The sequence below is a fragment of the Chloroflexota bacterium genome, assembly GCA_018648225.1.
GTDB lineage: Bacteria > Chloroflexota > Anaerolineae > Anaerolineales > UBA11858 > NIOZ-UU35.
The window spans coordinates 35,006-49,911 of the sequence record JABGRQ010000064.1; the positions used below are offsets into that span (position 1 = coordinate 35,006).

A 14,906-nucleotide genomic window follows, 5' to 3' on the forward strand; every position below is an offset into this window, starting at 1 on the left:
AGTGCAAAGTGTCGCATGATTTGGTATGATATTGTAACAAAGTAACCGGGAAAGTATTTTCGTCAGTTAAGGCGATTACGATTTACTGGAGTGCAGGATGGGAAACGCAATGTGGGTTTCAAGGCTTCTATATTTTGTGGGGATTACTATATCTCTTCTGGTCTTGTGGTTGACTTGGAAATACCGTGGCACAAGGGGTAGGTTGGCGTGGTGGGGGTTGGTCTTGGTAGATAATTTATTTGTAATTGCTTATATGCTGGAAATAATCAGTCCGGATATGAGCAAAAAACTATTCTGGGGTAATTTGCGTTTTATTGTGACTGCTTTTGGCCCGTTGGCATGGCTATATTCCAGTTTTTTGTTTTCACAGCGCCAGACACGATATCCTAGAGTCTTGTGGCCGATTTTATTACTTTGGCCAACCATTTTTATCCTGTTGGTTTATACCGATCCTTTTCACCGTCTCATCTACCCCCCAGGTTCGCTAAAATTCATTTCATCCAATTTGCTATTGGACTACTCTTTGCCGCTAATTACCCAATTGTTGATTGCATATAGTTTTATTATTGCTGCAATTGCAATCTTCATTTTCGTTGCGCGTTTTTTTTCAGTGCGCAAGATATTTCGCTGGCAAATTGCAACCCTTCTGTTTGGTATTTTATTTCCCTATGTTGGGATACTCCTTTCATTGTTACCCAATATGATACCAAATGATTTAGATCTGACTTTTTATACCATTGTTATTGGCAACCTAATCCTTGCCTGGGGCTTATATCGTTATCAGTTATTTGATATTATCCCCATCGCACGCGAAGTCCTAATTGAAAATATTCATGATGGTGTTTTGGTATTGGATGAACAGCAACGCGTAGTAGATATCAACCCCATTGCGTTAGCTTATATAAACCTGGACGACATGGATGTAATTGGAAGTGATGTGTCCATGATATTGCCAGTAGAAAAAAGAGAGCTTCAAAATCTTGATAATAATGGTTCTCTGATAGAAATTCAACTTGCCAATGGAGATGAAAAACGCGCTCTTGAGATCAAAGGCGTGCAACTTGAAGATAAATCGGGGAATATCACCGGTAGATTGCTGGTTCTTTACGATATTACCGAGAAGAAACACGCCCAACAAAAGCTTGAAGCCGCAAATAAGCAATTGATAGGTTTAAATGCCCGCTTGCAGAAAGCGAACACGGAGTTAGAGAAACTCAGTAAAATCAAAGATGAATTTATCGCCAACATTTCCCACGAACTGCGCTCACCACTGAATAATATTCGCCTCAATCATGATCTATTATCTATGCGCCCCGAATCATCTGAAAAATATCTGGATGTACTCAAGCGTGAAACCGAGCGCCTGACAGTGTTGATTGAAGATTTGCTAATGGTCTCGCGGGTAGAACAGCAACAAGTCCAACCGAAGAAAAGCCCTTTTGACCTCAACCAATTGCTAACCGAATACTTTACAGACCGCCAGGCGCTTGCTCGTGATCGTGGATTATCCATGTCGCTGGTGTTGGATGAAACGATCCCGTTTGCGACAGCCGATCGAGCGATGGTTAGCTATATGATCAGCGCGCTGTTGACAAATGCGATCAATTTCACCCCGGCTGGCGGAACGATTACCGTTGCCTCGCACCAACGCTCAAAAACGGAAAACACTTGCGTCGGAATCAGTATTACAGATACAGGCATTGGTATTTTGCCCGAAGAGCAGACCAAAATCTTCATGCGGTTTGTTCGCGGTGCCGCGATTCCCTATAACATTCCTGGCACAGGGCTGGGATTGGCCGTCGTGAAAGAATTGGTTGAACTCCATCGGGGCGAAATTCAACTGACCAGTACAGGCATTCCGGGGGAAGGGAGCAAATTCCAGATTTGGTTGCCGGTATGTGACAAATGAACCGCGCTCCTCATGCGTAACAAGCTCGCTCACAGCATCACGAAAACCCCCTTCTCGTAACACTTTTAAAAAATACGCTGGTTCAAATTGTGGTTCTCCGGTACACTATAAATATCAGTTGGCTCAATAATCGAATAAGGTGTTTGGGGAAGCACGTATAATTCAACCCGCGAGCCGGTCAGAATTTTTATTATACCGATGGAGGTGTTCTTATGTTTGCTAATCTATTTTTGAGTGGAGCATTGCTTCAACGCGCGGGCCTGCCGCTATGGGTGTGGTTGTTGATTTTCGTGATCGTTGTGTTGATTGTGATATTCGCAGCCATGATGAATGCCCGACGAAGCGGTGCGGATGTGGAAGTTCACGCTCACGCTGACCACGCCGAGGCTGCTCCTGCACCCGAAGCGCCAGCTACTCCCGATGATCTTACCAAGGTCGAAGGCATTGGCCCCAAGATTTCCAGTGTCTTCCAGGCTGCGGGAATCACAACTTTTGCCAAGATGGCCGCAACCGAAGCCAGCGCCTTGCAGAAAATCCTTGACGAGGCCAATATTCGCCTGGGGAATCCTGAAACCTGGCCTGAACAAGCTGCTTTGGCCGCCAAAGGCGATTGGACTGCGCTTGAAAAATTGCAAGATGATCTTCAGGGTGGGCGTCGCGCCTGATCAGGAATATCTAGAAAATTGAGTGTGCGAGGCGCTGTTAGCCTGGCACACTCTTTTTTTCAGTCTGTGAATCGAAAATCCTATGCCGAATTCTGTAATTGAGTTAATCCACCAGCATGGCTCGGTGCGTCATTACAAGCCCGATCCAGTGTCTACTGACCTGATCGAAACCATCGTTGCCGCGGGGCAGCGCGCTTCAACCTCATCGAATTTGCAGGTGTATAGCGTGGTTGTGACCACCACTGCCGAGAAACGCACCCAACTCATGGCCTTGAGCGGCAATCAGGCACATATTGGACAGGCGCCGGTATTCCTGACCTGGTGCGCCGATCTCAGCCGTTTGGAGCGGGTCTGTGAGATGCAAGGCTCTCCTCATGAGAGCGGCCATATTGAAAGTTTTCTGCTTGCCGCGGTGGATGTCAGTTTGGTGATGCAAAACGCCGCCCTGGCCGCCGAATCGCTGGGGCTGGGTATCTGCTATATTGGCGGCATTCGTAATCAATCGCAAGCGGTGATTGAATTGTTGAATCTGCCGCGGTTGGTATTCCCCCTTTGTGGCATGACCCTCGGATGGCCCGAACGCCCCCCGCGTATTCGTCCGCGGTTGCCGTTGGAGGCAGTACTCCATTGGGAGCAGTATCACCCCGACGATCGTGCGCAGCTCCTGGCTTATGATCAGGCGATGCTTGAGACGGGTATCTACCGCGGGCGGCAGGTATCCGGCGGCGCGGCAACAATTCCCCAGGAATACGGCTGGCTGGAACATTCTGCCCGGCGTGCTTCGAAAATTCATCGCCCTGAACTACGCCAGATTTTGCTGGATGCTGGTTTTGAACTGAAGTAGGAGACGATATGGCAAAACATCTTGTTCTGGTCGCTGGAAATATTGGCGCTGGAAAAACATCACTCACCGAACGGCTGGGGCAACGTCTGGGCTGGCGCACGGCTTTCGAATCGGTTTCGGACAACCCCTATCTTTCTGATTTTTACGCCGATATGCGCCAGTGGTCGTTCCATTTGCAGGTTTTCTTTCTTGGGCATCGCGCCGAGCAGCATCTCGAATTGGCGCACGATCCCCAATCTACAATTGCCGATCGCAGCATTTATGAAGATGCCTACATTTTCGCTCGCGCCCTGCACCATCTTGAGAACCTCAGCGAACGAGATTACAAGGCCTACCGCCGCTTGTTTGAATTGGTCACGGCGAGCTTGCCCTCGCCCGACCTGCTAATTTATCTCAAAGCCCCGGTGCCGGTGTTGATTGAGCGCATTCGGCAGCGCGGCCGCGCGATGGAGACTGGCATTACCGCCGATTATCTCTCGTTGCTGGAATCTTTTTATGTGGATTGGTTGGACAGCTTTGATATTTGCCCGGTACTGACGATCCAATCGGATGATCTGGATTTTGTAAATAAAAAAAATCATCTTGATATTGTCGAGCAGCGCATTCTGGATAAATTATCTGGCAAAGAGGAGCTGATTTTTTCCTCATAAATTCGCAGCCGCAGGCGGAGGATGCCGAGGCGATATCAGGTGATGGGGTATACGATATTATTTTCAATGGGACTGTCGCCTGCGCGTATTGGTGATAAAATCGCCCCATGATTTTCCCCCCTGGAATTCCACCTTCCAAGCGCATATTCGATCTGCTGCTAACCATTCCCGGTCTCATTGTACTCTCGCCGCTGCTATTGTTGGTGGCCTTGTTGGTACGTATTTATCATGGCCGCCCGGTTCTATTTTCCCAAACCCGGCCTGGATATCGCGGTGAATTATTCAAGCTCTATAAATTCCGCACAATGACGAATGAACGCGACGCCGCGGGGAAACTGCTCCCCGATGAGCAGCGCCTGACGCGTCTGGGCCGTATATTACGGGCAACCAGTCTCGATGAACTCCCCGAATTCTTGCTCATACTCACCGGAAAAATGAGCCTGGTCGGGCCACGTCCCTTGCTGGTGCAATACCTGGAACGTTATAGCCCCAATCAGGCGCGTCGCCACGCTGTGCTGCCGGGCATTACTGGCTGGGCGCAGATCAATGGACGTAACGCCCTTACCTGGGCAGATAAATTCCGTTTGGATGTGTGGTACGTGGATCACTGGTCGCTATGGCTGGATATTAAGATTCTAACCCTTACCCTTTGGAAAGTTATTCGACGTGAAGGCATCAGCCAGCCCGGCCACGCCACCGCCGAAGAATTTATGGGCAACGAAACCGACGACCGATGACCTACGGATTCTAACCGCCTACTTTTAACCCCTGACCTGGAACCCCATATGATTGGTGAACTTGCAGCTTTGGCCACATCGTTGGCCTTTTCTTTTGGATCAACTTTTCTCACCCTTGGCGGACGCCGCGTTGGCTCGATGATTCTCAATCGCACGCGGTTGTTGATCGCGATTATTTTTCTCAGCATCACGCATTGGATTACGCTGGGTACTCCGTTGCCGCTTCAGGCCGGATCGCACCGCTGGCTATGGCTGGGGCTTTCCGGTGTGGTTGGCCTGGTACTGGGCGATATTTTTCTCTTTCAGGCCTTTGTGTGGATCGGGCCGCGTCTCTCTATGCTGATGATGAGCCTTGCGCCTATCATTGCCACATTTCTGGCCTGGCTGTTCCTTGGCGAACAAATGGGCTGGGTGCAGTTTTTGGGCATTGGGTTAACTTTGGCCGGTGTGGCCTGGGTGGTGCTGGAGCGTAACGGTGCCAATAAAACCGCCAACCCCGATTATGCCCGCGGCATTCTCTATGGCCTGGGCGGTGCGGTTGGGCAGGCTGCCGGGTTGGTGTTAGCAAAACCTGGCGTGAGTGGCGAATTCTCGCCCATCTCAGCTAATCTCATTCGCATGATCAGCGCCGCAGTAGTGCTCTGGACGATCACTATCATACAGCGCCAGGCCAAAGAGACTGTACAAACCATCTACCGCAATCGCCGCGGTTTGCTTTTCATTTTACTGGGTTCCTTTGCGGGGCCATTTCTGGGAGTTTCGTTTTCGATGTTGGCGATTCAGAATTCCGAAGTCGGCGTTGCCAGCACCCTGATGGCCCTGCCCCCGGTCTTTCTACTGCCGATCAGCTATTTCGTATTCAAAGAGCGCTATGGTTGGGGGGCCATTGTTGGTACACTTATCGCTATTTCGGGGGTGGCGGTGTTGTTTTTGGTCTGAACGAACTGCTGAACAGGAGGCTGTTATGCGCCGCAAGAATCGCTTGTTTGTGCTTTCTCTACTATTTGTCTTTCTCATCAGTGGGGAGATCGCCGCGCAAGCCGGGGATAGTGATGAAAATTTTGATAAATGGTCATTGTGGACAAATGGAACGCAGTTGCGCGGCGCCAATATTCATCAATGGCGCGTGTACCCAGAGTTGGTCGGCACGGAAGAAATTGGCCCCGGCCCGGTGGGACCGCCGCTAACCCAGGCCGATTTTGACCGTCTGGCGGCGCTAGGGGCGAACTATGTCAACTTTTCAGTGCCCGGCGTTTTTACAGTTGAACCGCCGTATGTGTTAGATGATGGCGTGCTGGAAAATATGGACAACCTGCTCGAGATGGCTGCCAATGCTCATCTTTATGCCGTAATCAGCTTTCGCACCGGGCCGGGGCGTACCGAATTTACCTTTTTCTGGGACGAAGTTGGCGACTGGTTCGGTGAGGAATATTTGAACGACTCTATGTGGGGCGACCAGGCCGCGCAAGATGCCTGGGTGGAGATGTGGCGCGCCACCGCCGAGCATTATCGGGAAAACCCGATTGTGGTTGGCTACGATCTGATGGTGGAACCCAATGCCAATGAGGTCGGCACGCATGTTTTATACGATAATCTGGATATTTGGGACCCGGAAGAATTTCTCGATCAATATGGCGGCTCGCTCTACGATTGGGGGCAGTTATACCCTCGGATTTCTGCTGCCATCCGCGAGGTCGATTCCGAAACTCCCATCATCATTGGCGGGATGGGTTACAGCGCCGTGAATTGGCTGCCTTATCTGAAGCCGACCGGCGATGCGCGCACGGTCTACGCGGCGCATCAATATATGCCTTATGTGTACACGCATCAATCCCCCGATGAACCTTACACCTACCCCGGAGTTTATGATCTCGATTGGGACAATGTAAATGATACATTTGATCGTGCCTGGCTGGATGAGTGGCTTGCCACAGTGGATGAATATCAGGCTGAGTACGGTGTTCCGGTGGTGATTAATGAATTTGGCGGCACGCGCTGGAATCCGGATTTGGCGCAATTCATGGATGACCAGATGAGCTTATTCGAAAAACGCGGCTTGAACTACGCCTTCTGGGAATGGCCTTCTTCGTGGGAGCCATTTGTCTCCGATGTAGACGCTTTCAATATCCGCCACGGCCCCGACCCGGAAAATCATGTGGAAGTGGAGGCGAGTGAATTGCTCGAAGTGATACAGAAATATTGGGCACTGAACACCCTTCGCCCATAGGAATTCTGAAACTTATCCCCCCTCTCCCAATTTGGGAGAGGGGTTAGGGTTAATGCTCGTGCCCCTCGAAATGTACGTGCTGGTGTTCTAGCTCTTCTTCGGTAGCGTCTCGCAGCGCAATCACTTTGATGGCAAAGTGCAGCTCTTGCCCTGCCAGGGGATGATTAAAATCGAGTACCACATAGTCATCTGCGATTTCATCAATCACGGCTTCCAGATAATTACCCTCTTCGTCTTCCATTTCGATGGCGGTGCCAATTTCAAGGGGGACATTATCGGGGATTTCGTCGCGGGGAACTTCGGCAAAAGCTTCATCATCATACTCGCCATAGCCATCTTCGGGGGTCAGTGTAATATTTTTGCTTTCACCGATCGTCATACCATTTATTTCACGTTCCAGGCCAGGGATGATATTGCCCATGCCCTGGATGAATTGGATGGGGTCATTGCTATCGGCTGATGCAACGATTTCGCCATCAACGCTCAGGGTGTATTCCATTGAAACGACCAGGTTATCCTGGACCATTTGTTGTTGATTCATCATTTACTCCTTACAGAGGCTATACGCCAACGGTTGCTTTTTTGGTGTTTTTCGCAAGTCGGCCGCGTTCTTTGGCATCAAGAATCTGTTTGCGGATGCGATAATTTTGGGGGGTGACTTCGAGAAGTTCGTCATCTGACAGATACTCAATGGCTTCGTCCAGGCTCATGCGACGCGGCGGTGTCAGGCGCACTTCAATATCAGAACCAGCGGCACGCATATTGGTGAGATGTTTTTTCTTGCAGACGTTCACATCCAGATCACCCGTGCGTTGATGTTCGCCAACCACCATCCCGGTATATACTTCCATGCCCGGTTCACAAAATAATATACCGCGCTCTTCAGCACTCTTCAGTCCGAAGGTTGTTGTGACACCATCTTCCCAGGACACCAGCGAACCGGAAGAGCGCCCGTTCATTTCTCCGACTATCGGCAAATAATTGTGAAAGAGTGTGTGCATCACCCCCGAGCCGCGCGTGGCAGTCAGAAAGTGCGAGCGGAAACCCAATAGACCGCGCGTTGGCACCAGGAATTTAATCTGCACGTTATTATCCTGGGTATTGCGCATATCTTGCATCTGTCCTCGGCGGGAACCCAGCATCTCAACCACTACACCAACTGTCTCGGGGCTGGTTTCGATGAAAACGTCTTCAAAGGGTTCCAGGGTTTTTCCATTTTCATCTTGTTTCAGAATGACATTGGGGCGTGAAACCTGGAATTCGTAGCCCTCGCGGCGCATAGTTTCGATCAGAATGGCCAGATGCAGCTCGCCGCGTCCTGAAACCATGAAGGTATCGGCGCTGGCGGTTTCATTAACACGCAGAGCGACATTGGCACGCAGTTCATTAAAAAGGCGCTCACGTAGTTTGCGGGATGTGCTCCAGCGTCCTTCGCGTCCTGCAAAGGGCGATGTGTTGATGCTAAAAGCCATGTGTACGGTTGGCTCTTCAACGTGGATGGTAGGCAGCGCTACCGGGTTTTCTGGATCGGCAAGTGTCTCACCAATAACGATATTTTCAAGCCCAGCCAGGGCTACGATCTCCCCAGCCTGAGCCTGATCGACTTCGATGCGCTCCAAACCCTGATGGATATACAGGTAGCGCGCTTTTTCAGGGATCATTGTGCCATCGGATTGAATCCGAACCAATTCTTGCCCGGCATGGATTTGCCCTGCAAAAATCCGCCCAACAGCGGTCACGCCGCGATATTGATCGTACCCAAGTGTGGTGACCAACATTTGCAGATGCGCGTCCGGATTAACGCTTGGCCCAGGGATATGGCGCAAAATCACTTCAAACAATGGCTGTAAATCACCGCCGAGTTCGGGCGTCAGACTTGCCTGAGCGGTAACAGCATTGGCATAAACGACCGGAAAGTCGGTTTGCACATCATTGGCGCCCAGTTCAACGAACAGGTCAAAGGTTTGGTTGAGTACCTGTTCGGGGTCTGCGCCGGTACGGTCGACTTTGTTGATGACGACAATGGCACGATGCCCCATTTCGAGGGCTTTTTTGAGCACAAAACGGGTTTGGGGCATGGGGCCTTCGGCGGCATCCACCAGTAGCAGCACGCCATCCACCATATTCATCACGCGCTCGACTTCGCCGCCAAAATCGGCGTGGCCGGGCGTATCGACGATGTTGATTTTAACCATCTGCTCGTTCTCAGAATCCCAAACTTCAATGGCAGTATTCTTTGCTAGGATGGTAATCCCACGCTCGCGCTCCAGATCATTGGAATCCATCACGCGCTCAACAACTTGTTGGTTTTCACGGAAAACGAGTGCCTGCCGGAGTAGGCCGTCAACCAGTGTAGTTTTGCCGTGGTCAACATGAGCGATGATGGCAATATTACGAAGATCGGTTCGTTCTATTTGCATACTTTTACGAACTTCCTTATCGGCAAGCTCCAGACGAGACAAGCCGTAACTATTATCAATTGTTTATTACACAGACACAAAGACACGAAGAAACCGAAAAAAACTTGTGTCCTCGTGTCTTTGTAGTGAGTTTCTCTGGTCTTTGACACATGCAACGACCCCGGCTTTCAGACCGAGGTCGTGTTGCAAGCCCACCATCATATCAGGGACTTGCTGTTTTGAGAAGGTGTATTTTTTTTACTTACTCTCTGGCCAGCGCTTCAGCCTGCTGCACTATTTCGATCAATGCGCGTGTTTCGGCGCTATCGTCCAGATACCAGCTTATTCGTTGGGCTTCTTCCAGAATCTCGCTAAAAGAACTGCCTTGCGCCCAATAGCTTTCTCTCAGAATTTCGGCGAATTCGGCAACCACCACATCCCATTGGAAATAGGGTGAGGTTTTATCAAATGCCGTATCCAGATCGGCGACGGTGAAATTCTGATTGAGTTCTGTCACTCGATGCGTGTCGGGGTCTTCCCAGCGCAGGAAGACGCTGGCGATGCGTCCTTGTGCGTCTTCGTGAAGTTTGATTTCATATAACGCCGTAACGCTGTGCCCGGCGCCGATTTCACCGGCATCCACACTGTCGTCGCGGAAAGCTTCATCGGCAATATCCCGGTTCTCGAAGCCGACCAGCCGGTAGCGGGCTACCACCTCGGGGTTAAACTCCACCTGAATTTTTGCGTCCAGCGCAATCGCCTGCAGGGTGCTGGTCAGATTCTCTACGAATAGTTTCTCCGCTTCTTTCAGGGTATCCACATAGGCGTAGAATCCGTCGCCATTATCGGCCAATTGTTCCATCAGCACATCGTTATAATTCCCCATCCCAAAGCCGACCGTGGTCAGGGTGATGCCTTCGCTGGCGTAGGCCGAAATTTGCTCCCAGATCGATTCGGCGCCAGTGTTGCCCACATTAGCAACGCCATCTGAACACAGAATTACCCGGTTGATGCCGCGCGGATTGAAAGCCCGTAGAGCCTGCTCGTAGCCTAGCCGCAGACCGGCCTCGGCATTGGTGGAGCCTTCGGGTTGCAGGGCGTTGATGGCTTCTATAATCGTGCCGTACGCATTCCCGCGGATGGGTTCCAGCACCACATGGGCAGTCGTTCCGTAGACCACAATGCTGACCCGGTCGCTGGGGCGCAATTGCTCCACCAGTAATGCCAAGGCCTGCTTGACCAGTTCCAGGCGGTTCTCCATATTCATTGAGCCAGAGACATCAATGACAAAGGTCAGTGAAACATCTTTGCGTTCTTCAGGAGATACCGCATAGCCTTGCACGCCCACGCGCAGCATTTGGTAGCGATCGTTCTCGGTGAAGGGTGCCGCGCCGCCATCCAGATGAATGGCGAAGGCCTGCCCATCGGGGGGATACGCATAGCCCTGCTCGAAGTAGTTGATAAATTCTTCTACCCGGATGCCATCTTTATCCGGCATGACGCCGCGCTCCAGGTAGCTGCGGGCCAGAGTGTATGAGCCGGTATCCACATCCAGCGCAAAGGTAGAGTAGTGATCGTCTTCGGTATCCACAAAAGGATTCACGCCGTAATTCTCGAAAAACATATCGGCGTAGCTCTGGTCGTTGGGCGGATTGAGCGGCATGGCGGTTGCCACTGGAGAGGGCTGCGGGATGGATGCGGCAGATGAATCGGATAGCGCTTCTCCCGCGGGAGCGCGGCTCTCGGACTCGCTCGCGGAGTATTCTTGCTCCTCAACGGGATACTCTTCCAGCAGCGGCGGCTCGGATTTTTGGGTGGGCGCCTGATTCTCGACGCGGGCACCTAGCCCGCAGGCCAGCGTTGCCAGTATCAGGGCTGTGAAAACCGCGAAATAAGTGTAAGTGTTTTTGCGAGACATGCTAATCTCCTCAGGAAGTCTACAGGTGAGTAATAGCCTATAAACGTTTGAAATGATGAAAAAGTTCCCAGCTGGTTTTTGGCCTGACCGGCAGCGCCTTGGCCAATTGCGTATCCGATGGCACTTCCGAAGACGCTGGCCTGGAATTCGGTGATCAAATCTATTCTATTGGCGGGCATTCTATTGACACCGCCGATCAGGTAAATAAGATACTCATTGAGTATCGACCGGGTGACCTGCTTATAGTTCAAGGGTACCGATCAGCAACTGGCGAAGGGTTTGAAATGAAGATTACCTTAAGCCAACGGCCTTAACAGTATTTGGTTTTCGGCTTTTTCTCAGTGTGTGAATGAGGGCGCTATTTCGTACCTCTTTTTATTTGTGGTATCCAGGTACTATAGGGAGATGCTAAATATGTGGTATTATGGACATAATGTGTCCAAATTAATAAACAGAGATAATTGGTCGTTTGCTTACTTGCAGACGGCTGCTTATCCTTTGCGCTTGTCACAAGAATATTTGGCGAATAGATAGCTTTCGATCAATTAGGTTTTTTGTCTAGACAAACCACCGAGAATATAAATTGAAATTTGCAAAGCAGAATTATCAGATTGGCAAGAACGAGCACCCCATTGATTATCAACGGCCACGGCTTCAGATAAAAAACCTTTTGGTTGTCCTTGCCACGTTTCTCTTTATAGTGACACCGCTGCAAGTTGTTCACGCTGGGGATGATGCTCCGATTGCACCCGGCAGCGATACCCAGGTTGTCGCCGAATCTGAAGTTGTTGATTCTTCGCTAGACGAAACGCCCCTCCCTGATCCCACTGTTGAGACGGAGCTTTCAACGGATACAACTCCCAGTGATTCCCCTGTTACAACTGATCCTTTAGTAGATACCCCTTCGACGGATTCTGGTGATTCAACTGAGTCCGTTGTTGTTGAATCTGAAACACCTCTCGCTGTGATGGATGTCTGCGAACCATCTGACTCATCTTCCACTGCGGATCAAACAGATGCCGCGGATGGCGAGTGTGATAGCGGCGAAGATGAGTTGGTTGAATCTCCTGGGGAACAGGCAGATGTTGAAGAACAGGAACCCGCTCTAACGGAGTCCGCTGAACCTGTCTCTGTTAAAGTCGAACCCATTTTTGAAGTCACCATCCCCGATCCCTATTTTTATATTTCCGGTGTCCAGCATTCTTATTTGCCTAGCGGCGGGGATTGCAGCGGCAAGACCAATTGTGTGGTTTCGGCGACCCCGATTCAGGATGCGCTGAATTACGCCAAGACGCAAATCTTGGATGACGACACGATCTACTTTGAAGCCGGGGCCTTGTATACTGAAGCGTTCTCGATCAGCGGCTGGACGAACCCGCTGACCTTGCGCCCCGACGGTGATGGCGATACCGGACTGGGCGGCGACATCACGATCAGCGGCAACAGCGCCCCGATCATCATCCGCGACTTTGTGTTTATGTCTACGGCCACGATCACGCTGGACGATAGCCCCAGCGTAACCCTGGCCGGGTCGGATAAATTGGACGATACCTTCGATGTCTATCTCGCGGGGAGCGGGGCCGTAGACCTGAGCGTACAGGGCGGCGAGCCAGATATCGCGGAAACAGCTGAGCGCGTTCTCGCCGGTATGAACCCGGCCGACGATGATACTTTGGTTGTGCATGGCACCTCGGGGAATGACACGATCCAATTTGACGCCAGCTTTACGCGCAACGGCAACCAGCGTGTTACTTATGATGTTGTTGAAACGCTGGGTCTGGATGGCGGCGGCGGTACGGATACGCTGGTTGGCCCGGATGCGGCCACAACCTTTGACATCACTGGAACCAATAGTGGTATCCTGACGACCACCGATAGCACGCTGCCTTTTGTTTCATTTGAAAACCTGAGCGGCGCGACCAAAGTTGATACCTTCGTATTGCGCGACGCTGGCAGTATCAGCGGGACTTTGGCTGGCGGTTCTGGCTCGGATATTCTGGATTACTCCAACCGCACCAGCGCGGTGACGGTTAATCTGACAACCGGCAGCGCTCCCTCTATTGGCGGCCTGGTCAGCGGTGTTGAAGAAGTCATCGGCACGAGCTTGGCCGACACCCTGACCGGCGACGCCAACGATAATGTGCTGACCGGCAACGGCGGCGCGGATGTGCTCACTGGCAACGATGGCGACGACACCCTCAAGGTGACGCTGAGCGGCGCAAGCGCATTGACTGTTACGGTCAACGGCGGCAGCGGCGACGATCACCTGACGGTCTTCGGCACCAGCGGTGTGGACAGCTTCGTGGTTGATATCGCCAATCGGCAGGTGACGCGTTCCGGAAATCAGGTAGTCACATACAGCGGCTTCGATACCGCTGGCGATTCGGTTACTGTGGATGGCGAAGGCGGGAGCGATACCCTGGCAGCAGTTACCGCCAGCACCTATTTCCGAATCACCGATGATAATGGCGGGCAGGTAATTTATGAAGTGCCGGTCGTTGGCACCTTCGATATTTCCACGGCGATTGATGCCGACGCCAATACCATCAATTTTGGCGCGGCGCACGGCCTGGCTCTGGGCGATAAAGTTTTCTACCACGCTTCAGCGGGCAGTACTTCAAGTATCGGTCTGGTAAATGAGACCTTCTATTATATAGTCCCGACGGCTGACCCGAATGTCATCCAATTAGCTGATAGCGCTGAGAACGCCAAATTGGGCACTGGCATTGTGATCTTGAGCCTGGGCACGGTCAGCGAAGCACATTGGCTGACTCAGTGGGAACGCGTTGAATTTGCCAAGATCGAAAATCTGACCGGTGGCACGGGAGACGATACCTTCTGGTTTGCTAATGACGGCAAGCTGGATGGCACCTTTAGCGGCGGGGCTGGAACGGACTCGATCAAGGGGGCTAACGATGATACGAGCTTTACCATCTCTGGCACGGATGCAGGACTGATCGAGACGACAGTCTTTACCTCGATTGAGAATATCACCGGCGGTGAGGCGGATGATACGTTTGATATTGGTTATTTGGGATTGTTGAGCGGGGTGTTGAATGCCGGCGGCGGGGAGGATACCCTCAACGGGCGCGACCTGAATTTGATTTGGAACCTGACCGACACAGGCGCAGGCTCGACCACCGGCCTGAATTTCAGCCAATTTGAAAATTTGATCGCCGGTGATTTGGACGATATTTTCAATATCATCAAAACTTCATTTTTGGGCAACGATGGGGAAACCTATTATTACTTTGGGGAAATGCCAGGATTATTAGATGGTGCTGGCGGTACCGATTCTTTATACGGCCCCGATTGGAAATATGATTGGCAGATCGACTCAGCGAACGGCGGCACCCTGCAGGACATCACGCCCTTTGAGCATATTGAGAATTTGTACGGAGGCACCGAACAAGATAACTTCATCTTCAAACCGGGCGGCAGCATATCTGGCATTGTAGACGGCGGCCTGACCGGCGACAACGCCCTGGATTTCGAAGATCAAACTAGTGCATGATCGGGACAGAATGTTTGGATGGTGATAAAATCAAAAGCATGAG

The 14,906-nt window shown here is 51.3% G+C and carries 12 protein-coding genes; 9 read left to right on the forward strand and 3 right to left on the reverse strand.

What is annotated here, in order from left to right; translation table 11 throughout:
• Positions 1–97: 97 nt before the first annotated feature.
• From HN413_04740 to HN413_04770, 7 genes are all read left to right on the forward strand, one after another.
• Positions 98–1,909 (forward strand): PAS domain-containing protein, encoded by a 1,812-nt coding sequence (locus tag HN413_04740; protein MBT3389697.1) that lies wholly within the window; start codon positions 98–100, stop codon positions 1,907–1,909.
• A gap of 212 nt (positions 1,910–2,121) precedes the next feature.
• Positions 2,122–2,574 (forward strand): hypothetical protein, encoded by a 453-nt coding sequence (locus HN413_04745; GenBank protein MBT3389698.1) that lies wholly within the window; start codon positions 2,122–2,124, stop codon positions 2,572–2,574.
• Between the two features lie 82 nt (positions 2,575–2,656).
• Positions 2,657–3,418, forward strand: a complete 762-nt coding sequence (locus HN413_04750) for an NADPH-dependent oxidoreductase (protein ID MBT3389699.1) — start codon at positions 2,657–2,659, stop codon at positions 3,416–3,418.
• An 8-nt stretch (positions 3,419–3,426) separates the two neighbouring features.
• Positions 3,427–4,068, forward strand: coding sequence for a deoxynucleoside kinase (locus HN413_04755; GenBank protein ID MBT3389700.1), 642 nt, complete (start codon positions 3,427–3,429; stop codon positions 4,066–4,068).
• 107 nt (positions 4,069–4,175) lie between these two features.
• Complete coding sequence (locus HN413_04760) at positions 4,176–4,805, forward strand: sugar transferase (protein MBT3389701.1); 630 nt, start codon at positions 4,176–4,178, stop codon at positions 4,803–4,805.
• 48 nt (positions 4,806–4,853) lie between these two features.
• Complete coding sequence (locus tag HN413_04765) at positions 4,854–5,744, forward strand: DMT family transporter (GenBank protein MBT3389702.1); 891 nt, start codon at positions 4,854–4,856, stop codon at positions 5,742–5,744.
• 25 nt (positions 5,745–5,769) lie between these two features.
• On the forward strand, positions 5,770–7,032 hold the full coding sequence (locus HN413_04770; protein MBT3389703.1) for a cellulase family glycosylhydrolase: 1,263 nt from the start codon (positions 5,770–5,772) through the stop codon (positions 7,030–7,032).
• A gap of 49 nt (positions 7,033–7,081) precedes the next feature.
• On the opposite strand, the gene HN413_04775 is transcribed toward HN413_04770, so the two are convergent.
• The 3 genes from HN413_04775 to HN413_04785 form a co-directional block, all read right to left on the reverse strand.
• Positions 7,082–7,576 (reverse strand): peptidylprolyl isomerase, encoded by a 495-nt coding sequence (locus HN413_04775; protein MBT3389704.1) that lies wholly within the window; start codon positions 7,574–7,576, stop codon positions 7,082–7,084.
• Positions 7,577–7,592: 16 nt separating this feature from the next.
• Positions 7,593–9,452 carry a translational GTPase TypA gene (gene typA / locus HN413_04780; GenBank protein MBT3389705.1) on the reverse strand — a complete coding sequence of 620 codons (1,860 nt, stop codon included), beginning with the start codon at positions 9,450–9,452 and terminating at the stop codon, positions 7,593–7,595.
• A 241-nt stretch (positions 9,453–9,693) separates the two neighbouring features.
• Entirely contained in the window at positions 9,694–11,349 is a 1,656-nt protein-coding gene (locus tag HN413_04785) for a DUF3520 domain-containing protein (GenBank protein ID MBT3389706.1), read from the reverse strand.
• A gap of 98 nt (positions 11,350–11,447) precedes the next feature.
• Here HN413_04785 and HN413_04790 point away from each other — a divergent pair, with 98 nt between their 5' ends.
• Entirely contained in the window at positions 11,448–11,663 is a 216-nt protein-coding gene (locus tag HN413_04790; protein MBT3389707.1) for a PDZ domain-containing protein, read from the forward strand.
• Between the two features lie 269 nt (positions 11,664–11,932).
• Positions 11,933–14,863, forward strand: coding sequence for a calcium-binding protein (locus tag HN413_04795; GenBank protein MBT3389708.1), 2,931 nt, complete (start codon positions 11,933–11,935; stop codon positions 14,861–14,863).
• Positions 14,864–14,906: the final 43 nt, after the last annotated feature.

Excerpts from the sequence above, each read along its gene's own strand:
- HN413_04740 (MBT3389697.1), top strand. The coding sequence starts at position 98 with ATGGGAAACGCAATGTGGGTTTCAAGGCTTCTATATTTTGTGGGGATT.
- HN413_04745 (MBT3389698.1), top strand. The coding sequence starts at position 2,122 with ATGTTTGCTAATCTATTTTTGAGTGGAGCATTGCTTCAACGCGCGGGC.
- HN413_04750 (MBT3389699.1), top strand. The coding sequence starts at position 2,657 with ATGCCGAATTCTGTAATTGAGTTAATCCACCAGCATGGCTCGGTGCGT.
- HN413_04755 (MBT3389700.1), top strand. The coding sequence starts at position 3,427 with ATGGCAAAACATCTTGTTCTGGTCGCTGGAAATATTGGCGCTGGAAAA.
- HN413_04760 (MBT3389701.1), top strand. The coding sequence starts at position 4,176 with ATGATTTTCCCCCCTGGAATTCCACCTTCCAAGCGCATATTCGATCTG.
- HN413_04765 (MBT3389702.1), top strand. The coding sequence starts at position 4,854 with ATGATTGGTGAACTTGCAGCTTTGGCCACATCGTTGGCCTTTTCTTTT.
- HN413_04770 (MBT3389703.1), top strand. The coding sequence starts at position 5,770 with ATGCGCCGCAAGAATCGCTTGTTTGTGCTTTCTCTACTATTTGTCTTT.
- HN413_04775 (MBT3389704.1), bottom strand. The coding sequence starts at position 7,576 with ATGATGAATCAACAACAAATGGTCCAGGATAACCTGGTCGTTTCAATG.
- typA (MBT3389705.1), bottom strand. The coding sequence starts at position 9,452 with ATGCAAATAGAACGAACCGATCTTCGTAATATTGCCATCATCGCTCAT.
- HN413_04785 (MBT3389706.1), bottom strand. The coding sequence starts at position 11,349 with ATGTCTCGCAAAAACACTTACACTTATTTCGCGGTTTTCACAGCCCTG.